This window comes from Mycolicibacterium canariasense, from assembly GCF_002101555.1.
GTDB lineage: Bacteria > Actinomycetota > Actinomycetes > Mycobacteriales > Mycobacteriaceae > Mycobacterium > Mycobacterium canariasense.
The window spans coordinates 59,522-80,976 of record NZ_LQOL01000072.1 but is presented as its reverse complement, the minus strand read 5'-3'; the positions used below and the strand labels follow the sequence as shown (position 1 = coordinate 80,976).

Here is a 21,455-nt window from a genome sequence, read left to right as displayed (position 1 = left end):
ACACACCCAGCCAACCAGACACCCCAATCACAGGCCGACAGCAGCTGACCGTTCTACACCCTCAATCATGAAGAGCCGCATTGACATGTCCTTGAGGACACAGCGCCGTGGACGCGATCCGATTTCGAGGTATTTCCCCTGGCGTGTCCCAAGAGTTTGTCATTGCAACATCCCCTATACAACGACCCGGTACCCCGCGGTGGCCGAAGGAGTCCTTCTTATCGAAGAAACACGGCGACCACATTTGCTAGCTCGTTAATATCATGACCAACATTCATTACGCATGGCATCGACGATGATCAGCTGATCGATCGACATTTTGGGGAGCTCGGATCGTCGGATCGCTCGACGAACCGAGTGTCCCCCACGTCCGACGAAACCGCACACACGCGGACAGCCCGACGTGTCAGCCCGGGATCTCCCGCACCGCCCCACGATCCGCGGACGTCGCCAACATCGCATATGCCCGCAGCGCCGTGGACACCGGCCGGTCACGATCCCGCGGCCGGTACACCCCGTTGCACTCAGCGCGCCGCCGCTCCAGTTCCTCGTCGGCGACGCCGAGTGTGATGGCGCGCGACGGGATGTCGATGCGGATACGGTCACCGTCGCGCACCAGGGCGATCGGACCGCCGGCCGCGGCCTCCGGCGACACGTGCCCGATCGACAAGCCGGAGGTGCCACCGGAGAACCGCCCGTCGGTGATCAAGGCGCACGACTTGCCGAGCCCGCGACCCTTCAAAAAGGAAGTGGGATACAGCATTTCCTGCATGCCGGGCCCGCCCCGCGGGCCCTCGTACCGCACCACCACGACGTCGCCGGCGGTGACGCGGCCACCCAGGATCGCGTCGACCGCCTCCTCCTGTGATTCGACGACGACCGCGGGCCCTTCGAACGTCAACGCGCCGGGGTCGACGCCGGCGGTCTTGATGACACCCCCGTCGGGGGCGAGATTGCCGGTGAGGATCGCCAACCCGCCGTCGGGTGAATAGGCATGGGCGACATCGCGAATGCAGCCGTTCGCGGCGTCTGTGTCCAGGGTTTCCCAGCGTTCGGATTGAGAGAACGCGGTGGCGCTGCGGCGTCCACCGGGCGCGGCGTGGAACAGCTCCAACGCTTCACCGCAGGGATCCGCACCCCGGATGTCCCAGTCGGCCAGCCACTCGTCGAGAGTCGAGGCGTGCACAGCGTGAACATCCTTGGCCAACAACCCCGCCCGGTGCAGTTCCCCGAGAATGGCCGGAATGCCACCGGCTCGGTGCACGTCCTCCATGAGATAGGAGCCATTGGGGGCCACCTTGCACAGGCACGGCACTCGGCGGGAGATCTCGTCGATCTCGGTGATGGCGAAGTCCAGTTCCGCCTCGTGCGCGGCGGCCAGCAGGTGCAGCACGGTATTGGTGGAACCACCCATCGCCACATCCATCGCCATGGCGTTCTCGAACGCCGACCGCGACGCGACGGCCCTCGGCAACACCGAGACATCGCCCTGGCCGTAATACCGGGTGGCCAGCTCGACGACGGCGGCGCCTGCTTTCTCGTACAGGGCGCGCCGTGCGGTATGGGTGGCCAGCACCGAGCCATTGCCGGGCAGCGCCAGGCCCAAGGCCTCGACCAGGCAGTTCATCGAGTTCGCGGTGAACATCCCCGAACACGACCCGCACGTCGGGCAGGCCGCCTCCTCGATGCGCGCCAAATCTTCGTCCGAGACCGACGGGTCGGCGGCGCCGGACATCGAGTCGATCAGGTGTAGCCCGCTGCGCACCCGACCGTCGACCAGGGTGGCGCGCCCACCCTCCATCGGGCCGCCGGAGACGAACACGGTCGGGATGTCGAGCCGCAGCGCGGCCATCAGCATGCCCGGAGTGATCTTGTCGCAGTTGGAGATACAGACCAGGGCGTCGGCCTTGTGCGCCTCGACCATGTACTCCACCGAATCGGCGATCAGGTCGCGTGACGGCAACGAGTACAGCATCCCGCTGTGTCCCATGGCGATGCCGTCGTCGACGGCGATGGTGTTGAACTCGCGCGGGATACCGCCGGCATTCTTGATCGCCTCGGACACGATGCGCCCGACCGGTTGCAGGTGGGTGTGGCCGGGCACGAACTCGGTGAAGCTGTTGGCCACCGCCACGATCGGCTTGCCGAAGTCCTCGCGGGCGACGCCGGCGGCGCGCAGCAGGGCGCGAGCTCCGGCCATGTTGCGACCATGGGTGACGGTGCGGGAACGCAGCGGGATCATGCCTCCACTGTCGGGGGTGGGTCGCACGCTGGGAAGACGCCTTCAATACTAGTAGTGAGAGTAATAGGCTTCGGTATGCCCACCGACGAGGAACGCCGCACCGAGCTGGGCGCCTTCTTGCGCTCCACCCGTGAACGCCTGATCCGCGCCGACTTCGGCCTGCCTGCTGCCGGGCGAGGTCGGACGGTGGGGCTGCGGCGCGAAGAGGTCTCCTACCTGTCCGGGGTGAGCGTCACCTGGTACACCTGGCTGGAGCAGGGCCGGGACATCAATCCGTCCCGGCAGGTACTCGACGCCGTCAGCCGCACGCTGCGCTTGGGTGTACCCGAACACCGCTACGTCCTGAGCCTGGCGGGGTTCGCGCCCCTGCCGGCAGGGGCGGCCAGCGACGTCACGACGACGGTGCCACCGCACGTCCAGCGCTTCCTCGACGCCATCGGCGACAACCCGGCCTACGCGCTGACGCCGGAATGGGGCATCGCCGGCTGGAATGCCGCCTACCAACGGCTCTACCCGAATGTCGCCACCACCCCGCCAACCGAACGCAATCTGCTGTGGGTGGTGTTCACCGATCCGGCCGTGCGGGACCTCCTCGATGACTGGCAGGTGACCAGTCAGCGTTTCCTGGCGGAGTTCCGCGCCGAGATCGGTTCGCGACTGGGCGATCCGGCCTTGCTCGATCTGGTGGCGCGACTATCGGAGGCCAGCGCCGATTTCCGGGCCGGGTGGCAGCGTCACGACATCCGCGGGTTCGAATCGCGCGAGCGGGTCTTCCACCACCCGGAGCTCGGCGTGGTCCGCTACGAGCATCACCAGCTGCGCCCCTCGGATCAGCCGGAATTCCAGATCGTCGTCTACACACCGCTATAGGTTCGGGCTTTGTGCGGTTTCATCCGCCCGTCGCGGCGCGTCGCGGATGAAACCGCACAAACGCGGCCAGGCCGACCAGACGAAAGAAGGCCAGGGCGTGTGCCCTGGCCTTCTCTTGTGGAGCCGCCGGGAATTGAACCCGGGTCCAACGGCATTCCCTCAAGACTTCTCCGTGCGCAGTCCGCTATGCCTCTACTCGGATCTCCCGGTCACGCAGACGAGCCGAGATGACGATCCCAGTCGCTGTTTGATGTCCCCACGGGTCCCGCGACCGAACCCGTGGGTGGGTCCCTCTAGCTGATGCCAGGGTCCGGGCCGAGGGCGCTCCCGGTCTGACAGACACGCAGTCGCTTAGGCAGCGAGTGCGTAGTCGCGCTGATGAGAATCGGCGCTTAATTGGTTGCAACGACGCTTACGGTGGTCTCTTGCCTGCACCGGCACGCTTCCCTTGATTCGATGCGCGATGTCGAAACCGTTCGGCCCCTCGCATCCCTGCCGACTTTCGGCAGGACAGTCCATCATACCGTGTTCTTCAACGGCGGCCAGCCAATATTTGTTCCGGCTACCCATTTGCTCCCGTCGATCAACCACCCTGAAGCCGTGGGCCTGCTGGTTTATCGTGATTCGGTGCAGGGGACGCCGTTCGGCCGCTACCAGCTGATCGAATTGCTGGGCCGGGGCGGGATGGGCGAGGTATGGCGCGCCTACGACACCGAGATCGACCGCGTCGTCGCGCTGAAGATGCTGCTGCCGCACTTCGCCCGGGACCCCGATTACGAGAAGAGGTTCCGGCGCGAGGCCCGGGCCGCGGCCCGGCTGGACGACCCGCACATCGTGCCGATCCACGACGTCGGTGAGATCGACGGGCGCCTGTATGTCACCATGCGACTGATCAACGGCGCCGACCTGCAGACCCTGATCAACAACGGCCCGCTGGAACCCGCCCGCGCGGTGTACATCATCGGCCAGATCGCCTCGGCGCTGCACAGCGCCCACCAGGCCGGGTTGGTGCACCGCGACGTGAAGCCGTCCAATATTCTCTTGGGCGACAACGACTTTGCCTATCTGATCGACTTCGGTATTGCGCGCGCCAACACCGATACCGCGCTCACATCGGCCAACACCACCGTCGGCACCTGGGCCTACATGGCACCCGAACGCTTCAGCACCGGTGAAAGCGGCCCCAGCTCCGATATCTACGCCCTGGCGTGCGTGCTCTACCAGTGCCTCACCGGCAACCTGCCCTTCCCCGGGGACACCCTGGAGCAGGTCGCGGTGAGCCACATGATGATGCCCCCGCCGCGGCCGTCGCGGGACCTGCCTACCATCCCGGCCGCCATGGACCAGGTGATCGCCACCGGTTTGGCCAAGCACCCCACCGACCGCTTCCCCACCACCGTGGATCTGGCCGGCGCGGCGCAGCGGGCACTCACGTACCCGAGCGACGCCGCTCCGACACAGGCCTGGACACCGCCGCCGAAACCCGAGAAGAAGAGCCGCACCGGGTTGATCCTCACCGCCGTGGCGGCCGTCGTCGTGCTGGTGGCCGGCGGGGTCGTCGCCAGCCTGGCCCTCACCAAGAAGGACGCCCCAGCCGCGGCGCCGTCGACCACGTTGAGCGCACCCCCGGTGTCCGCCTTCGGCGGCGTGTATCAGGCCGTGTTCAGCGCACCGACGCTGATCGACGGCGGCCCGCTGGACGGCGCCAAACCCACGACGGCGATGTGGGCGGTGCGCTCGAGCTGCCGGCCGGACGGGTGCGTGGCGGTCGCGGAGCGCCAAAGCGGTGACGGTGGTCCACCGGTCGCCAAACTGGAATTCGATCAGATCGACGGGCAGTGGGTCGCGGTCGCACTGGCCGCCGAGCAATGCCACGATATCGCCGACGAGATCTGGTATGTCTTCACGCTGCGGGAACGCCCGGACGGCGCCCTCACCGGCCAGTTCACCGGCACCGCGGGCAATTCCTGTTCGGGCCGGGCGACCATCACCTTCAACCGCACCACCGACGTCGACCCGGCCACCCTGCCCGACCCAGCTGCGCTGCCGGCCCGCGTCGTCTCCCCCGCCGCAGCCCTCCACGGCAGTTACCGGAGCACCCGCACCTTCCGTAACGGCCTGCCCCCGATCCAGGGGGACTACACCGTCCGGACCGACTGCTTGCGCACCGGCGAGCGGTGCATGAGCTACTTCCACAAACCCGAGGACTACCGTCCGCTGCTCTTCGCCAACGGCACCTGGTCGCTCAACAGCCAGTCCGAGGCGGTCTGCGACGGCACCGTCATCAAGCTCACCGCCACCGGGCAGTACCCCCTGCCGCAGCCCGCGCAGAACCCGATCAACCTGCTGTTGGGGCACGGCACCTGGGAAGAATCCGCGCCGTGCGCGATGAAGACCGAGTTCGACGAGACCTTCACCCGCACTGGGGACTGACGCCCACAAGAATCCGCCAAGCACCTGGCCGCAACCTTTTCGTGACCGAGACACCCATCACGAAAGGAGCCAGCCATGAACCGGTATGTGCCTTCCCCGCAACGACGCCGCATGGCCGGCCTCTACGCGCTGAAGCCGTGGTTCACCGCGCGCCTCACCCCCATCCTCGACACCGCTGTCGCGCACCGCATCTCACCCGATGTCTTCACCGCCGCCGGGGTGCTCGCCGCCGGCGTGGCCGGCGGGTTCATCGCCCTCGGCTGGTGGCACCTGGCCGCGGTGTTCCTGGTGCTGCGGCTGGCCGGCGCCAACTTGGACGGCGCGGTCGCCCGGGCTCGCGGTGTCAGCCGGCCGTGGGGCTTCGTGGTCAACGAAATCGGTGACCGCGCAGCCGATCTGCTCACCTTCGGCGGGCTGGCCGTGTGGGCCGCGCGTCAGCACGGGCCGGGCCTGCAGTGGCTGTCCTGGACGGTGCTGCAGGTCGTGATCGCGGCACTGGCTGCGACGCTGCCCACCTTCGCATCGCTGGCCGCCGCCGGGGCCGGGGCGTCCCGGATCAACGGTGGGCCGCTCGGAAAGACCGAACGCTGCGTGTTCACCGTGCTGGCCACCGCGTTCCCCGGTCTGATGCCGATCCTGCTGGCCCAGCTGGTCAACGGCTCACTGATCACCACTGCCCTGCGGCTGCGCAGCGCGCATCGCGAGTTGACGGCGCAGGCCGTCGAGGACGATCCGGTGACGGTGCCGATGACCCGCCCGCGGATCGCCGCGTCCAACCTGCCCACCCGGCCGATGCGGGCGGTGGCGGCATGAGCGAGGCTCGCCGAGCGAATCGGCAATCCATGAGCGAGGCTCGCCGAGCGAATCGGCAACCCATGAGCGCGCTCCGACACTGGCTGTGGCGCACGGTGTGTGCCGCCTCGGGCGGGCTGACGGTCACCGGTCGCTGGCGGGTCCGCGGTGGTGCGGTGGTCGTCGCCAACCACGCCTCGCACGCCGACACCGCGGTACTGCTGGCCGCCCTTCCCCCGTCGGCCAAGGTGATGTTCGCTGCGGCCGCCGACTACTGGTTCGACGTGCCGGTGCGCCGGCTCATCGCCACCTCGCTCATCGGCGTGCTACCGCTGCGGCGCAGCGGCGGCGGCAGCTACGACGCCCTGCTGCGGGCGGCCGGCCCGCTGCTGAAGGCCGGCCACACCATCGTCATCTACCCGGAAGGCACCAGGTCCACCGACGGCAGCATCGCCGAATTCCGTTCCGGCGCCGTGCGACTGGCCCGCGACTGCGGTGTGCCGATCGTCCCGGTCGCCGTGCTCGGCACCGCCGATGTGCTGCCCAAGGGCGGCACGTTCGCCCCCGGGTCCCCGATGCGGGTGCACCTCGGCGACCCCGTCGACCCACACCACACGACGGCCGCGCGGTTGCGCGACGCGGTGCTGGCGCTGCGTACCGGAGAGCACCATGCCCTCGCTGCTTGACACCGTGGACTTCGGCCGACCGGCCTGGTTCCTGCCCGCACTCACCGTCGGCATCCTGGCCGTCGCCGGTATCGCGGTGCTGTTCTCGCGCCAGCCCGACCTGATCCGCAAGTGGCGTACCTGGGTGCTGATCGCCCCCGCCGTCGGCATCCCGACGGTGCTCGGGCCCGGCACCACCGCCGCGTTCGCCGCCGCACTCGCCGCGGTGGCCGTGCTGGAATACGGCCGGCTGATCGGCCTGCGCCGCGCCGACACCGCGGTGCTGCTGGTGCTGGCGGTGGGTTATCCGGTCGCGGCGTGGCTGCGCCCGTCGCTGCTGGCGCTGACGCCGCTGCTGGTGGTGTTGTGCGCGGTGCCGTCGGTGTTGTCCGGTGATATCGAGACGGGTTCGCGCCGAACCGCTTTCACCGCCTTCGGCTCGGTGTGGATCTGTTGGTCGCTGGCTCACCTGGTGCTGGTGTGGCCGGATGCCTTCCTGGTCTGCTTCGCCGTGGCCGCCACCGACGTGGCCGCGTGGTGCGGCGGCAAAGGGTTGCGGCGTATGGCGTGGGCCCGCCGCCCCATCTCCCCGTTGAGTCCGAACAAAACCCTCGGCGGTGTCGTCGGCGCGGTGCTCGGTGCCACGGCGGTGCTGTTCGTGCTCGGCACCGTCTCGGTCGGGCTGGTGCTGGCGGTCGCCGTGGGCGGTTTGTTCGGCGATCTGCTCGAATCGATGCTCAAGCGCCAAGCTCAGGTCAAAGACGCCGGCGCCTGGCTGCCCGGTTTCGGCGGCCTGCTCGACCGCATCGACTCCCTCCTGTTGGCCCTACCCCTGGTGTGTGTACTGACATGAAAACGCAAACGATCTCCCGCGGTGTGGACGTCCACGGCGTCACCCTCGATACCCGCCTGGACCAGGTGTCGTTCTCCGCGCGGCCGGGCACGCTCACCGCCCTCATCGGCCCGTCGGGAGCCGGCAAGTCCACCCTGGCCCGCGTCCTGGCCGGGGTGACCCGGCCCGACTCTGGTGCCGTGCACTTCGAGGGCACCGTCGGCATGGTGCCTCAGGAGGACATCCTGCACGGAAAACTCACCGTCGCAGAGGCTTTGGGTTACGCCGCCGAGCTACGCGGCACGGCACCCACGGCGATCGCCGACGTGCTCGCCGAACTGGAACTCACGCCGCATGCCGGTACCCGAATCGACAAACTGTCCGGCGGGCAACGCAAACGGGTCTCGGTGGCTCTGGAACTGCTGACCGGCCCGTCACTGCTCATCCTGGACGAGCCGACCACCGGGCTGGATCCGGCCCTCGACCGCCAGGTGATGACGCTGCTGCGTCGACTCGCCGACGCCGGCCGGGTCGTCATCGTCGTCACGCACTCGCTGGCTTTCCTGGATGTGTGCGACCAGGTGTTGTTGCTCGCACCCGGCGGCAAGACGGCCTACTACGGCACGCCCGCGGACCTCGGGCTGGTGCTGGGCAGCACGGACTGGGCCGAGATCTTCGCCCGGCTGTGCGCGGATCCGCACGGGGCGCAACGGCATTACCCGCACACCCCGGTGTTGGCCCGCTCACCGCGACCGCCCCGCCGCCAGGGCACCGTCGGGCAGTTGCGCACCGTGGCCCGCCGTCAGGTCCGGCTGCTGACCGCCGACCGCGGCTATCTGGCATTCCTGGCGGTGCTGCCCGTGCTGGTGGGCATCCTGCCCCTGACGGTGTCCGGGCACGCCGGGTTCCTCAGCTCGGCGATGTCGGCTCCGTTCGAGGCCAAGCAGGTGATCGCGCTGACCAACTTCGCCGCCATCCTGATGGGCACCACCTTGACGGTGCGTGATCTGACCGGCGAGCGGGCGATCTACGCCAGGGAACGTGCGGCCGGCCTGTCGGCCGGTGCCTACCTGCTGGCCAAGATCGCGGTGTTCGGCACGGTCGCGGCCGCGCAAGCGACGTTGCTGGTCCTGATCGTCTGCATCGGCAAACCAGCACCCACCGAGGCCACAACCCTGGGTAGCCCCGTGCTGGAACTCGGGGTCGGTGTCGCCACCACGGCGGTGGTGGCCGCGATCCTCGGCCTGGCCATCTCGGCCGCGGCGCGGACCGTCGATCAGGTGATGCCGCTGCTCGCGGTGGCACTGACCGCGCAACTGGTGCTGGCCGGAGGCTTCATCCCGGTGACCGACCGACCGACCCTCTCGGCGCTCGCGTCGGTCACCCCGGCACGGTGGGGCTTTTCCGCCTCGGCGTCGACGGCGGATCTGAGCAACCTGGTGGTCGGCATCGCACAGGACGGGCATTGGCAGCACACGGCCGCCGCCTGGTGGTTCGACATGGCGATGCTGGGACTGCTCGCCCTCACGTTCGCCGTCGTCACGCGGTGGCAATTGCGTCGCGTGTGATCGCGAGCGGCCCCAAAATGCCAACATTTCGCGGCGTGTCGCGTGCAAACACGGGCGCTCGCGGGAGAACCACTAACCGCCGGCGATCATGGCGACCGCGGCGAGGGCGGCGACCATCCCGACCACCTGCCAGCGGGTGACCTTCTCCTTGAGCACCACCAGTGCCAGGGCCACCGTGCCGGCCGGATACAGCGCGATCAGCACGCCGGTCAACGAGAGCAGCGAGTTCTGCAGCGCCAGCAGCATGGCCACGTTGGCCATGGTGTCCAGCACCGCGGCGGACAGGGCGAGCCACAACGGGACCCCCGTCGGAACCCGCAGCTGGCGGGCGGCCAGCGCGATGAATACCACCAACAGCGACGCCGACAGCCGCGCGAACACCAGCGGCCACAACCCCGCCTGGTGCGGGGCCTGGTCGATCACCACGAAGTTCAGCCCGAACGCCAACCCGGATCCGACGGTCAGCCAGGCCACCTTGGTGGTGAACCGGTGCTCGGTGACATCCTCATCGGTGACACCCCGGGACACCAACACCACCGCGACCAGCGCCACCGCGATGCCGACGAGCGCGACCGCGCCGGGTCGCTCCCCCATCACGACACCGAACCCGACCGGGACACCGGCCACCAGGATCGCCGTCAGCGGCGACACCACCGAGATCGGGCCCGCCCCCAGCGCGGCGTAGAACCACCACACCCCGAACGCCTGGGCCAACCCGCACAGCACGCCCCAGAACACCGCCGGTTGTGAAATATGACCGCCGACAACAAAAGCCAGCCCGGTCAGCAGCACCAAGGCCAACGGATAGGAGACGATGACCACCCGCAGCGCCGCCACCCGGCGCGAGGCGATACCCCCGACGAAGTCGCTCACGCCGTAGCCGATCGCCGACACCAGCGCGAGCGCGACGCCGATCAGCGCATACCCTTGGCCCGTCGGCCCATCTCGCGACTGATCTCGCGCTGAGCGTCCCGCTTGGCGAGGTCCTGGCGCTTGTCGCGAGCCTCTTTACCGCGGGCCAGCGCCAGTTCGACCTTCACCTTGCCGTCGGTGAAGTACAGCGACAGCGGCACCAGGGTCAGATTGCCGTCCCGGATCTTGCCGACCAGCGTGTCGATCTGGCGGCGGTGCAGCAACAGCTTGCGGTTGCGCCGCGGCGCGTGGTTGGTCCAGGTGCCGTGGTGATACTCGGCGATGTGCAGATTGCGCAGCCACACCTCGCCGTCGTCGACCGTCGCGAAGGCGTCGACCAGCGAGGCCTGCCCCTCACGCAGGCTCTTGACCTCGGTGCCGACCAGCACCACCCCGGCCTCGAACGTCTCCAGGATCGAATAATTGTGCCGGGCTTTGCGATTGGTCGCGACGACCTGGTTGTTGGTCTTGTCGGCAGCTTTGCCTGGCTTCTTACTCGTGGTAGCCATCTCTATCTTCGGACGTAACTGCGGAGGGTGACATAGGCCGTGATGCCAGCCATCGCCATGCCGAGGAGCAGCATCCGCGGAGCGCTGTAGTACAGCACGTCCGCGTAGTCGACATTGGCGATCAGATTGGCTTGGTAGAACTGGTCGAGCGCCTTTTCCAGGAACACGGCCCGCACCACAATAAGCCCGATGACGGCCAACACGACACCGATTAACGCGGCGAGCATGGCCTCCACCAGGAAGGGCAGCTGCGTGTACCAGCGGGTCGCGCCGACCAGCCGCATGATGCCGATCTCGGTGCGCCGGGTGTACGCGGCCACCTGCACCATGTTCGCGATCAACAACACCGCGCCGATCGCCTGCACCAGCGCCACCGCGAACGCGACATTGCTCATCCCGTCCAGCACGGCGAACAGCCGGTCGATCAGGTCTTTCTGATTGAGCACGTTGAGCACCCCGGGCTGGCCCTGCATGGCCTGATCGAAGTCCTTGTGCTGCTCCGGGTTGTCCAGCTTGACGACGAACGACGCCGGGAACGCGTCCTTGCCGGCAACGTCCTTGTACTGCGGGAACTTCTTGACCGCGTCCTCGTAGGCCTCGTCACGGTTGAGGAAGCGGACCGACTTCACGTCGTCGCGCGCCTCGATCCGGGCGCGCAGCGCCTTGCACGGATCCGAGTCGCAGGTGAGGTCGTTGGCCGAGACGTCGTTGGTCAGGAAGACCTGACTCTCCACCCGGTCCAGGTAGATGGCGCGGGACTGGTCGGCCAGCCGGACCACCAGCAGACCACCGCCGAACAAGCCGATGGAGATGGCTGTGGTCAGGATCATCGCCACCGTCATGGTGACGTTGCGGCGGAAACCGGTCAGAACCTCGTTGATGAGGAAGCCAAAACGCACTTAGCGATCCATTCCGTAGACGCCGCGCTGTTCGTCGCGGATGAGCCGGCCCAGTTCGAGTTCGATGACACGCTGACGCATGGAATCCACGATGTGGTGGTCGTGCGTGGCCATCAGCACGGTGGTGCCGGTGCGGTTGATCCGCTCGAGCAGATCCATGATGTCTTTACTGGTCTCGGGGTCCAGGTTGCCGGTCGGCTCGTCGGCCAGCAGCACCAGCGGCCGGTTGACGAACGCCCGCGCGATCGCCACCCGCTGCTGCTCGCCACCGGAGAGCTCGTTGGGCAGCCGGTTGGCCTTGCCGGATAGCCCGACCATCTCCAGCACGTCGGGCACCACCCGGTTGATGACGTCACCGCGCTTGCCGATCACCTCGAGCGCGAACGCCACGTTGTCGAAGACCGTCTTCTGCTGCAGCAGCCGGAAGTCCTGGAACACGCAGCCGATCACCTGACGCAGCTGCGGGACGTGGCGGCCGGAGAGCTTGTTGACGTGGAATTTGGAGACGCGGATATCGCCCTTGGTCGGGTGTTCGGCGGCCAGCAGCAACCGCATGAACGTCGACTTGCCCGACCCGGAGGGGCCGATGAGGAAGACGAACTCGCCCTTGTCGATTTTGAGCGACACATCGTCGAGCGCGGGCCGCGCCGAGGATTTGTACTGCTTACTGACTTTGTCGAGCGTGATCATCACGGCACGCCAGTGTAGCCGGACGGGGCCGCGGGTCAGTTCGCGCTGCGTGCCGGCGGCGGAGGTGTCGCCGGGGGCACGCCGGGATCGATCGTCGTCTGCGTCGTCGGTGGCGGCGCCGCCCCCGGCAGGACCGGCAAGGTCAGCGGCGGAATCGGGCCGGGGCCGTCGGGATCGATCACCGTCGTGGTGGGCGGGGCCGGCGTGGTGGCGGTCGGCGGCGTACCCGGCGTGGTGGTGTCGGTGGGCGGCGTGGTCTCGGTTGTCGGGGTGGGCTCGGTGGTCGGGGTGGTCGTGGTCGGGGTGGTCGTGGTCGTGGTGCGGTAGGTGCTGCGCGGGGTCTCCACCTTGGTGCGCGGCACCCAGGTGTACTCCGGGTCGGGCACGAAGCCCGGCGGAACCACCTGCTGGGCCGGGGCCGGCGGCGGTGCGGGTGCCGGTGCATAGGTGGAGTACAGCCACCAGGTGAAGAAGAAGGCGACGATCAGGGCGAAGGTGGACGTCCGCATCCGGCCCCAGAACAGATAGTGCGGCCAGTGCCGGTTCTCCCCCTCGCGGCGCAACTGGAATTTCACTGCTTGGGCTCCTGTGCCACCGCCGGGGCCAGCGTCGAGGTCTCGGCGGGCGAGGCGATACCCGCACCGGCCAACGCCGCGATCACCAGCAGCCGCAACCTCCGGCCCACCTCGAACTGTTTACCGGGCAGGGTCCGGGCCACCATCCGCAGGTTCACGGTGTCGACCTGGATGCTCTCCACGCCCATCACCTGCGGCTTGTCCAGGAGTAGTTCGCGCATTTGTGGATCGTTCATCGCGGACTCACATACCCCGTTGAGCAGATCGTTCACCGTGTGCAGGTCGGCGGTCACCGGCACCGGGATGTCCACCACGGCGCGGGCCCAGTCCTTGGACAGGTTCACCGTCTTGACGATCTGGCCGTTCGGGATGGTCAACATCTCACCCTCGGAGGAGCGCAGCTTGGTCACCCGCAGTGTGACGTCGATGACCGTGCCTTCGGCCGGCAGCGCGATTCCGGAGACGGTCAACGCGACCAGGTCACCGAACCCGTACTGCTTCTCGGTGATGATGAAGAAGCCCGACAGCAGGTCCTGCACCAGCCGCTGGGCACCGAAACCGAGCGCGGCACCGATCACCGCCGCGGGCGCCACCAACGAGGCGATCGGGATGGCCAGGATGTCGGTGAACTCCACGAACACGATGACCACGAGCATCGCGATGGTCACCCAGGAGATCACCGAGGCGACGGCTTGCCGGTGCTTGGTGGTCTCCGAGCGGACCAGCGCATCGCTCTCCCGGAAGTCGGCGTCGATGCGCTGGGTGACCTTCTGCGCGATCCAGTTCACGAATCGGGCGGCCAGCATCGCGGCAAGCACGAGCATGACGATCCGCAATCCCCGGGTGAGGATCCATTCGCCGATCTGGCCTTGCCAGAAGCCGTGCCAATGCTGCGACCAGTTCAAGGGCTACTCGTCATCTTTACGGTTACGCCACCGGATCCCGGCTTCCAGGAACCCGTCGATATCGCCGTCGAGCACCGCCGACGGGCTGCCCACCTCGTATTCGGTGCGCAGGTCCTTGACCATCTGATAGGGGTGCAACACGTAAGACCGCATCTGGTTGCCCCACGAGCTGCCGCCGTCACCCTTGAGCGCGTCCATCTCGGCGCGTTCCTCCTGACGCTTGCGCTCCAGGAGTTTGGCCTGCAGCACCCGCATGGCCGACACCTTGTTCTGCAGCTGGGACTTCTCGTTCTGGCAGGTGACGACGATGCCGGTGGGGATATGGGTGAGCCGCACCGCCGAGTCGGTGGTGTTGACCGACTGCCCGCCGGGGCCGCTGGAGCGGTAGACGTCGACGCGCAGGTCACCTTCCGGGATGTCGATGTGGTCGGTGGTCTCGACCACCGGCAGCACCTCGACGTCGGCGAAGGAGGTCTGTCGGCGGCCCTGGTTGTCGAAGGGGCTGATCCGGACCAGCCGGTGTGTGCCCTGTTCCACCGACAGCGTGCCGTAGGCGTAGGGCGCGTGCACCGCGAAGGTGGCGCTCTTGATGCCGGCCTCCTCGGCGTAGGAGGTGTCGAAGATCTCGACGGGGTACTTGTGGGCCTCGGCCCAGCGGATGTACATCCGCATCAGCATCTCCGCCCAGTCGGCGGCGTCCACCCCGCCCGCGCCGGAGCGGATGGTGACGACGGCCTCGCGCTCGTCGTACTCCCCCGACAGCAGGGTACGAACCTCGAGGGCCTCCAGGTCTTCGCGCAGCTGCGCACGTTCGGCGTCCGCTTCGGCTTTGGCGTCCTCACCGCCTTCTTCGGCCGCCAGTTCGTAGAGGACCGGCAGATCGTCGATACGGCGGCGCAGTTCCTCGACGCGGCGCAGCTCGCTCTGGGCATGCGACAGGCTGCTCGTCACCTTCTGGGCGTTGGCCTGGTCGTTCCACAGGTTGGGGTCGGTGGCCTCGGCCTCCAGCGTGGCGATGCGGGCGCGCAGACCGTCGACATCGAGCACCCGCTCCACGGTGGTGAGCGTTGCGTCGAGGGCGGCGATATCTGCAAGTAGGTCGGGATCCACGAAAGTTCAGGGTACCGGCCGCTTGTCCAGACTCCGCCCTCGATGGCCGCGCCGCGGCTAGCATCGGGCTGGTAAGCGGTCCGGCGACGTCGCGACAGCCCATAGCGCGCCGCCGGTCAGCCTGACGAAAAGGCTTTGTGTATGCGCCCGTACCACGTGGCGATCGTCGGCTCGGGCCCCTCGGGGTTCTTCGCTGCCGCGTCGCTGTTGAAGTCGGATCGAGACGTTCGCGTCGACATGCTGGAGATGCTGCCCACGCCGTGGGGGCTGGTGCGGTCCGGGGTGGCACCCGACCATCCGAAGATCAAGTCGATCAGCGCACAGTTCGGGAAGACGTCCGAGGACCCCCGGTTCCGGTTCTTCGGCAACATCACCGTCGGCGAACACGTCCAGGCGGCCGAGTTGGCGCAGCGCTACGACGCGGTCGTGTACGCCGTCGGCGCGCAATCCGACCGGGCACTCGGGATTCCCGGCGAGGATTTGCCGGGCAGCGTGGCCGCGGTGGACTTCGTGGGTTGGTACAACGCGCATCCGCATTTCGAGGGCATCGCCCCCGATCTGAACGCCGAGCGTGCCGTCGTGATCGGCAACGGCAACGTGGCCCTGGACGTCGCGCGAATCCTGATCAGCGATCCGGAAATTCTGGCCCAGACCGATATCGCCGACCACGCGTTGGACTCGCTCGGCGTGCGCGGGATCAAGGAGGTGATCGTGGTCGGCCGGCGCGGTCCGCTGCAGGCCCCGTTCACGACGCTGGAACTGCGCGAGCTCGGCCACCTGGAACAGATGGCCGACGTGGACATCGTGGTGGACCGCGCGGATTTCGACGCCATCACCGACGAAGAGCTGGAGGCGGCCGACAAGACCGTCAAGCAGAACGTCAAGGTGCTGCGCGAGTACGCCGAGCTGACACCGACCGAGGTGAAGCGGCGGGTGGTGTTCAAGTTCGCGACGTCGCCGATCGAGATTCGCGGCAATGCCCGCGTCGAGTCAATAGTATTGGGCCGCAACGAACTTGTCGACGAGGGTGGCAGGGTGGTGGCCAAGGACACCGGCGAGCGGGAAGAGATCCCGGTTCAGCTGGTGGTGCGCGCGGTCGGTTATCGCGGGGTGCCGCTGGCCGGGCTGCCCTTCGACGACCGCTCCGGCACCATCCCGCATACCGGCGGGCGCGTCGACGGTAGCCGCAACGAGTACGTCGTGGGCTGGATCAAGCGCGGCCCGTCCGGCGTCATCGGGTCGAACAAGAAGGATTCGGCGGACACCGTCGAGACGCTGCTGGCCGATCTCGGCGAGCCCGGATTCGCCGAGGACCACGCGTCCGAGTTGGTCGCGTGGCTGCTGGAGCGCCAACCCAAATTGGTCACCGACGATCATTGGCAACGCATCGACGCCCACGAGCGGGCCGTCGGGGAGGCTCAGAACCGGCCGCGGGTCAAGCTGGTCAGTGTCGCCGACATGCTCGGCATCGCACACGGCTGATCATTCCCGCGCCCCCGCGAGATTGCAGTTGTCGCGCTCGCCACTCGCACTTGTGCACAACAACCGCAATCTCGCGACCGGATGTCGGTGCCGGGGCCGAGTATCCCGGCATGGGAAAGCTCATCGTCGGCAGCCAAGCGCGCCGGGGCGGCATGACCGGTTACGAGTTGCGGCGCCACCACGATCGCGTGCACCGCGACGTATACGCACCCAAGGGCCAGGTGCTGACGCTCGCTGACCGGATTGCCGCGGCATGGCTTCGATCGCATCAGGGCGGTGTCATCGCCGGCGTAGCCGCCTCCGCCCTGCACGGCGCGTGCTGGATCGATGACGAGATCCCCATCGAGTTGATCTGGGAGATCAGCAGGCCGCCTGCAGGCATCGTGGTGCGCCGCGATCGGCTGGAATCCGACGAGGTGATGCTTGCCGGTGTTCGGTTGACGACGCCGGCCCGTACTGCGTTCGACCTCGGGCGCCACCGCCCGCGAACCGAAGCGCTCGCCAGAATGGACGAACTCCAGCGGGTCACGGCTTTCGACGCCGACGAGGTATCCACCTTGATCGAGCGTCACCGGGGCGCCCGCGGGCTCAAACAGCTACGCGCACTGCTTCCCCTCGTCGATTCCGGTGCTGCCTCACCCCAGGAGAGCCGGCTGCGTCTACTACTCCTGGACACCGGTTTCCCGAAGCCGGCCACCCAGCTTCCGGTGACGGACGGCGCGCGGGTGCTCCGCACCGTCGATATGGGGTGGGAAAAGTTCAAGGTCGTCATCGAGTACGACGGTGATCAGCACCGCACCAACAGATTTCAGTACGTGAAAGATCTGCGGGTACTCCCCCGACTCGACGCGCTGGGCTGGAACGTCCTGCGGGTGATCAAAGAGGACACCGACTGGATGATCGTCGAGCGCGCCTATCGCGCTCTCGTCGCCAGGGGCTGGGACGGCAGGCTCGGGCCGGCACATCCCTGCCGCGCCGGACTCGCCGCGAAGTTGCAGTTCTTGCGCTCGCCACTCGAACTTCCGCGCAACAGCCGCAATCTCGCGGTCTGACTAATACAAGCCGGCCGGATTGTCCGGCACCTGCGGGGGCGCAAAGCGCCAATTGTCCGGATTCTTCGGCGAATAGACGACGGGAATGAGCTGCCCCATGGTCGGCCAGTCGTTCACGTCGACGGTCAGTTGCTGATACACCACATGCTCGGCCACGGTCGGTCCGTTGATCACGCCGGTGATGGTGACGAACTGCTCGCCGGTCGCGTCCGGGCGCGGGCTGACGCCCGTCACGAGCAGGTTGCCGGACTGCCAACCGCTGGCGACACCGCCGCCGCGGCCTTGACGCTTACGGATCCACGGTCCGGCCAGCAGCACCAGTGCCCCGATCAACAGCAACACCATAGCGAATTCCCACATGACGACCATGGTAGGACTGCACGGGTGAGCACCGATCTGACTCTCGCCCTGGAACTCGCCGATCAGGCCGACGCGTTGACCATGGAACGTTTCGGCGCACTGGATCTGCGGGTGGAGACCAAGCCGGATCTGACCCCGGTGACCGACGCCGACCAGGGCGCCGAGCAGGCGCTGCGCGCGACCCTGACCCAGGCCCGGCCCGCCGATGCGGTTTTCGGTGAAGAATTCGGCGGCGCAACGACTTCCGGGACCACAGCGGGCCGCACCTGGATCATCGACCCGATCGACGGGACCAAGAATTTCGTGCGCGGGGTGCCGGTCTGGTGCACCCTGATCGCCCTGGTCGACGACGGCGTGCCGATCGTCGGCGTGGTGAGCGCGCCGGCGCTCGGGCGGCGTTGGTGGGCGGCCGCCGGCGAGGGGGCGTACGTCTCGTTCAACGGGACGACCCGGCGGATCCAGGTGTCCGGGGTGAGCGAGCTGAGCGCGGCGAGCCTGTCCTACTCGGATCTGACCACCGGCTGGGAGGACCGCCGCGAGAAGTTCGTCGCCCTCACCGACGAGGTGTGGCGAGTGCGCGCCTACGGCGACTTCTGGTCGTACTGCATGGTCGCCGAGGGCGCGGTCGACATCGCGTGTGAGCCCGAGGTGAAGGTCTGGGACATCGCCCCGCTGGACATCCTGATCCGAGAGGCCGGCGGCACCTTCAGCAGTGTCGACGGTCGGCCCGGGCCGCACGGCGGTAGCGCGCTGGCGACCAACGGTTTGCTGCACGAGCAGGTGCTGCGCCGCCTGGTGTGAACTTCGTAACAGATTTTGCCGACCTTACTCTGGAGTAAGATACGGTCATGGCGCACCGCACCTACTGAATGAGGCTGTGACATGACCCAGATCGAATCCCGCCCGAAGCGCACCGGACCGGAGAGTGCCGTCGGGCTGCACAAGCACAAGAGGACAGCGACCGATATCGGATTGGCGCTGATCACGCCCCTGGTCGGCCAGGAATTCCTGGACCGCTACGGTCTGCGCGACCCGCTGAACAAGACCCTGCGCTACGGCGTCAAGACGGCGTTCTCCGCCGCCGGCGCGACGACCCGCCAGATCAAGCGGGTCCAGGGCCTCGGCAAACCGGCGACGCGGCTCAAGCCCAGCGGTTCCGACTACTTCGACCTCACCCCCGACGAGGATCAGAAGCTGATCGTCGAGACGGTCCAGGAGTTCGCCGAGGAGATCCTGCGGCCCGCCGCGCACGACGCCGACGACGCCGCGAGCTACCCGAAGGACCTGATCGCCAAGGCCGCCGAGCTCGGTATCACCGCGATCAACATCCCCGAGGATTTCGACGGGATCGCCGCGCATCGCTCCACCGTCACCACCGCGCTGGTCGCCGAGGCCCTGGCCTACGGCGACATGGGGTTGGCGCTGCCGATCCTCGCGCCCGGCGGTGTCGCCTCGGCCCTGACCCACTGGGGCAGCGCCGACCAGCAGGCCACCTATCTGCCCGAATTCGCCGGTGAGAACGTGCCGCAGGCCTGCGTGGCGATCGCCGAGCCGCACGCGCTGTTCGACCCGACGGCACTGAAGACCACCGCGGTCCGGACCCCCGGTGGATACCGGCTCTCCGGGGTGAAGTCGCTGGTGCCCGCCGCCGCCGACGCCGAGCTGTTCATCATCGGCGCGCAACTGAACGGCAAGCCGGCGCTGTTCATCGTCGAATCGTCGTCGGAGGGTCTGACCGTCAAGGCCGACCCGAGCATGGGCATCCGCGCCGCGGCGCTGGGCAAGGTGGAACTGGACAACGTCGCGGTGCCGCTGCACAACCGGCTCGGTGAGGACGAAGCGTCCGACGGCGATTACTCCGAGGCCGTCGCCCTGGCCCGATTGGGTTGGGCCGCACTGGCCGTCGGCACCTCGCACGCCGTGCTCGACTACGTCATCCCCTACATCAAGGAACGCGAGGCGTTCGGTGAGCCGATCGCGCACCGCCAGTCGGTGGCGTTCATGGCCGCCAACATCGCCATCGAGCTCGACGGGTTGCGGCTGATCACCTGGCGCGGGGCGTCGCGGGCCGAGCAGGGCCTGTCGTTCATCCGCGAGGCCGCCCTGGCCCACAAGTTCGGCGCCGACAAGGCCATGCAGATCGGTCTGGACGGTGTCCAACTGCTCGGCGGGCACGGCTACACCAAGGAACACCCGGTCGAACGCTGGTACCGCGATCTGCGGGCAATCGGTGTCGCCGAGGGTGTCGTGGTCCTTTAGAAAGGCTTTGAACAATGGCGATCAATCTGGAAATGCCCCGCAAACTGCAAGCGGTCATCGAGAAGGGGCATCAGGGCGCGGCCGAGATGCTGCGTCCCATCTCCCGCAAGTACGACAAAGCCGAGCACGCCTACCCCGTCGAGCTGGACACCCTGGCCACCCTCTTCGAGGGCATCTCGGAGGCCAAGACCATCTCGTTCGCCGGGGCCGAGGCATTCGCCTCCGGCGACAGCACCGGCCAGAACATCAACGGCGCCAACATGTCCGCGCTGTTGAACGCGCTGGAGATCAGCTGGGGTGACGTCGCGCTGCTGCTGTCGGTGCCCTACCAGGGCCTGGGCAACGCCGCGATTTCCAGCGTGGCCAGCAAGGAACAGCTGGAAAGCTTCGGCAAGGTGTGGGCCGCGATGGCGATCACCGAGCCGTCGTTCGGTTCGGATTCGGCGGCGGTGTCGACGACGGCCACCCTCGACGGCGACGAGTACGTCATCAACGGCGAGAAGATCTTCGTGACGGCCGGTTCGCGGGCCACCCACATCGTGGTGTGGGCGACGCTGGACAAATCGAAGGGCCGCGCGGCGATCAAGTCGTTCGTCGTGCCTCGGGAGCATCCCGGGGTGACGGTGGAGCGCCTCGAGCACAAGCTCGGTATCAAGGCCTCCGACACCGCGGTGATCCGCTTCGAGAACGCCCGCATCCCCAAGGACAACCTGCTGGGCGATCCGGAGATCAAGGTGGACAAGGGGTTTGCCGGGGTCATGGAGACCTTCGACAACACCCGGCCCATCGTCGCGGCAATGGCCGTCGGTGTGGCCCGCGCGGCGCTGGAGGAGCTGCGGACCATCCTCACCGAGGCCGGGGTCGAGATCTCCTACGACAAGCCCGCCCATGCGCAGAGCGCCGCCGCCGCGGAGTTCCTGCGGATGGAAGCCGACTGGGAGGCGGGTTACCTGCTGACGGTGCGCTCGGCGTGGCAGGCCGACAACAAGATCCCCAACTCCAAGGAAGCCTCGATGGGTAAGGCCAAGGCCGCCCGGGTGGGAACCGACGTCACCCTCAAGACCGTCGAGATGGCCGGTACCGCCGGCTATTCCGAGGAGGCACTGCTGGAGAAGTGGGCGCGGGACTCCAAGATCCTGGACATCTTCGAAGGCACGCAACAGATTCAGCAGCTGGTGGTCGCCCGGCGACTGCTGGGGCTGTCCTCGGCGCAGCTGAAGTAGCGTCCGACACGATCGGCGGCGTCCGTGCGGGATTCGCACGGACGCCGTCGGCGTTTTCGAGTACCGGCATACTCTAT

At 67.7% G+C, this 21,455-nt stretch carries 20 protein-coding genes, 1 other RNA gene and 1 pseudogene; 12 read left to right on the top strand and 10 right to left on the bottom strand.

From position 1 onward, the window contains the following. Positions 1–406: 406 nt before the first annotated feature. Complete coding sequence (ilvD, locus tag AWB94_RS25060) at positions 407–2,242, bottom strand: dihydroxy-acid dehydratase (RefSeq protein ID WP_062657269.1); 1,836 nt, start codon at positions 2,240–2,242, stop codon at positions 407–409. 75 nt (positions 2,243–2,317) lie between these two features. On the opposite strand from ilvD, the gene AWB94_RS25055 reads away from it, so the two are divergent. After that, positions 2,318–3,112: a helix-turn-helix transcriptional regulator gene (locus tag AWB94_RS25055; RefSeq protein WP_062657270.1), complete on the top strand. Its 795-nt coding sequence runs from the start codon at positions 2,318–2,320 to the stop codon at positions 3,110–3,112. 115 nt (positions 3,113–3,227) lie between these two features. On the opposite strand, the gene ssrA is transcribed toward AWB94_RS25055, so the two are convergent. After that, positions 3,228–3,596, bottom strand: a transfer-messenger RNA (tmRNA) gene (gene ssrA, locus AWB94_RS25050). A 143-nt stretch (positions 3,597–3,739) separates the two neighbouring features. On the opposite strand from ssrA, the gene AWB94_RS25045 reads away from it, so the two are divergent. From AWB94_RS25045 to AWB94_RS36360, 6 genes and pseudogenes are all read left to right on the top strand, one after another. Continuing rightward, a complete protein-coding gene (locus AWB94_RS25045) occupies positions 3,740–5,545 on the top strand; it encodes a serine/threonine-protein kinase (protein ID WP_064961314.1) in 1,806 nt (601 codons plus the stop codon). A gap of 75 nt (positions 5,546–5,620) precedes the next feature. Then, the gene (locus AWB94_RS25040) at positions 5,621–6,358 is read left to right on the top strand and encodes a CDP-alcohol phosphatidyltransferase family protein (protein WP_084395195.1); all 738 of its coding nucleotides are present in this window, start codon (positions 5,621–5,623) and stop codon (positions 6,356–6,358) included. Between the two features lie 62 nt (positions 6,359–6,420). Beyond that, on the top strand, positions 6,421–7,023 hold the full coding sequence (locus AWB94_RS25035) for a lysophospholipid acyltransferase family protein (protein WP_062657273.1): 603 nt from the start codon (positions 6,421–6,423) through the stop codon (positions 7,021–7,023). Continuing rightward, the gene (locus tag AWB94_RS25030) at positions 7,007–7,855 is read left to right on the top strand and encodes a phosphatidate cytidylyltransferase (protein WP_062657274.1); all 849 of its coding nucleotides are present in this window, start codon (positions 7,007–7,009) and stop codon (positions 7,853–7,855) included. Before AWB94_RS25035 ends, AWB94_RS25030 begins: the two co-directional genes overlap by 17 nt. Then, positions 7,852–8,391: pseudogene (locus tag AWB94_RS36365) on the top strand (ATP-binding cassette domain-containing protein); the annotation flags it as partial. The gene AWB94_RS25030 and the pseudogene AWB94_RS36365, both read left to right, overlap by 4 nt. A gap of 12 nt (positions 8,392–8,403) precedes the next feature. After that, positions 8,404–9,402, top strand: a complete 999-nt coding sequence (locus tag AWB94_RS36360; RefSeq protein WP_420092932.1) for an ABC transporter permease — start codon at positions 8,404–8,406, stop codon at positions 9,400–9,402. Between the two features lie 72 nt (positions 9,403–9,474). On the opposite strand, the gene AWB94_RS25020 is transcribed toward AWB94_RS36360, so the two are convergent. Genes AWB94_RS25020 through prfB form a run of 7 tightly spaced genes read right to left on the bottom strand, consistent with a single transcriptional unit; the run spans position 9,475 to position 15,002 of the window. Next, positions 9,475–10,320 carry an EamA family transporter gene (locus AWB94_RS25020; RefSeq protein ID WP_109762306.1) on the bottom strand — a complete coding sequence of 282 codons (846 nt, stop codon included), beginning with the start codon at positions 10,318–10,320 and terminating at the stop codon, positions 9,475–9,477. Further along, positions 10,317–10,823, bottom strand: coding sequence for an SsrA-binding protein SmpB (gene smpB, locus AWB94_RS25015; protein WP_036402415.1), 507 nt, complete (start codon positions 10,821–10,823; stop codon positions 10,317–10,319). Before smpB ends, AWB94_RS25020 begins: the two co-directional genes overlap by 4 nt. Before the next feature lie 2 nt (positions 10,824–10,825). Further along, on the bottom strand, positions 10,826–11,722 hold the full coding sequence (gene ftsX / locus AWB94_RS25010; protein ID WP_036402410.1) for a permease-like cell division protein FtsX: 897 nt from the start codon (positions 11,720–11,722) through the stop codon (positions 10,826–10,828). Next, entirely contained in the window at positions 11,723–12,412 is a 690-nt protein-coding gene (gene ftsE, locus AWB94_RS25005; protein WP_062657276.1) for a cell division ATP-binding protein FtsE, read from the bottom strand. A gap of 35 nt (positions 12,413–12,447) precedes the next feature. After that, positions 12,448–12,987, bottom strand: a complete 540-nt coding sequence (locus tag AWB94_RS25000) for an Rv3103c family proline-rich protein (RefSeq protein ID WP_062657277.1) — start codon at positions 12,985–12,987, stop codon at positions 12,448–12,450. After that, positions 12,984–13,892 carry a mechanosensitive ion channel family protein gene (locus AWB94_RS24995; RefSeq protein ID WP_062657278.1) on the bottom strand — a complete coding sequence of 303 codons (909 nt, stop codon included), beginning with the start codon at positions 13,890–13,892 and terminating at the stop codon, positions 12,984–12,986. The genes AWB94_RS25000 and AWB94_RS24995 overlap by 4 nt, the downstream gene beginning before the upstream one ends. A 3-nt stretch (positions 13,893–13,895) precedes the next feature. Then, positions 13,896–15,002: a peptide chain release factor 2 gene (gene prfB / locus AWB94_RS24990; RefSeq protein ID WP_062657279.1), complete on the bottom strand. Its 1,107-nt coding sequence runs from the start codon at positions 15,000–15,002 to the stop codon at positions 13,896–13,898. A 141-nt stretch (positions 15,003–15,143) separates the two neighbouring features. Here prfB and AWB94_RS24985 point away from each other — a divergent pair, with 141 nt between their 5' ends. Together AWB94_RS24985 and AWB94_RS24980 are read left to right on the top strand one after the other, a co-directional pair. Continuing rightward, the gene (locus tag AWB94_RS24985) at positions 15,144–16,484 is read left to right on the top strand and encodes an FAD-dependent oxidoreductase (RefSeq protein ID WP_062657280.1); all 1,341 of its coding nucleotides are present in this window, start codon (positions 15,144–15,146) and stop codon (positions 16,482–16,484) included. 110 nt (positions 16,485–16,594) lie between these two features. Then, positions 16,595–17,536, top strand: coding sequence for a type IV toxin-antitoxin system AbiEi family antitoxin (locus AWB94_RS24980; RefSeq protein WP_064961313.1), 942 nt, complete (start codon positions 16,595–16,597; stop codon positions 17,534–17,536). Here AWB94_RS24980 and AWB94_RS24975 read toward each other — a convergent pair whose 3' ends face one another. Next, the gene (locus AWB94_RS24975; protein ID WP_062657338.1) at positions 17,537–17,896 is read right to left on the bottom strand and encodes a hypothetical protein; all 360 of its coding nucleotides are present in this window, start codon (positions 17,894–17,896) and stop codon (positions 17,537–17,539) included. Between the two features lie 24 nt (positions 17,897–17,920). Between AWB94_RS24975 and hisN the strand changes: the two genes are divergently transcribed. The 3 genes from hisN to AWB94_RS24960 all read left to right on the top strand — a co-directional run bounded on the left by hisN (position 17,921) and on the right by AWB94_RS24960 (position 21,378). Beyond that, on the top strand, positions 17,921–18,697 hold the full coding sequence (hisN, locus tag AWB94_RS24970; protein ID WP_062657281.1) for a histidinol-phosphatase: 777 nt from the start codon (positions 17,921–17,923) through the stop codon (positions 18,695–18,697). Positions 18,698–18,778: 81 nt separating this feature from the next. After that, a complete protein-coding gene (locus tag AWB94_RS24965) occupies positions 18,779–20,155 on the top strand; it encodes an acyl-CoA dehydrogenase family protein (protein ID WP_062657282.1) in 1,377 nt (458 codons plus the stop codon). 14 nt (positions 20,156–20,169) lie between these two features. Then, entirely contained in the window at positions 20,170–21,378 is a 1,209-nt protein-coding gene (locus AWB94_RS24960; protein ID WP_062657283.1) for an acyl-CoA dehydrogenase family protein, read from the top strand. Positions 21,379–21,455: the final 77 nt, after the last annotated feature.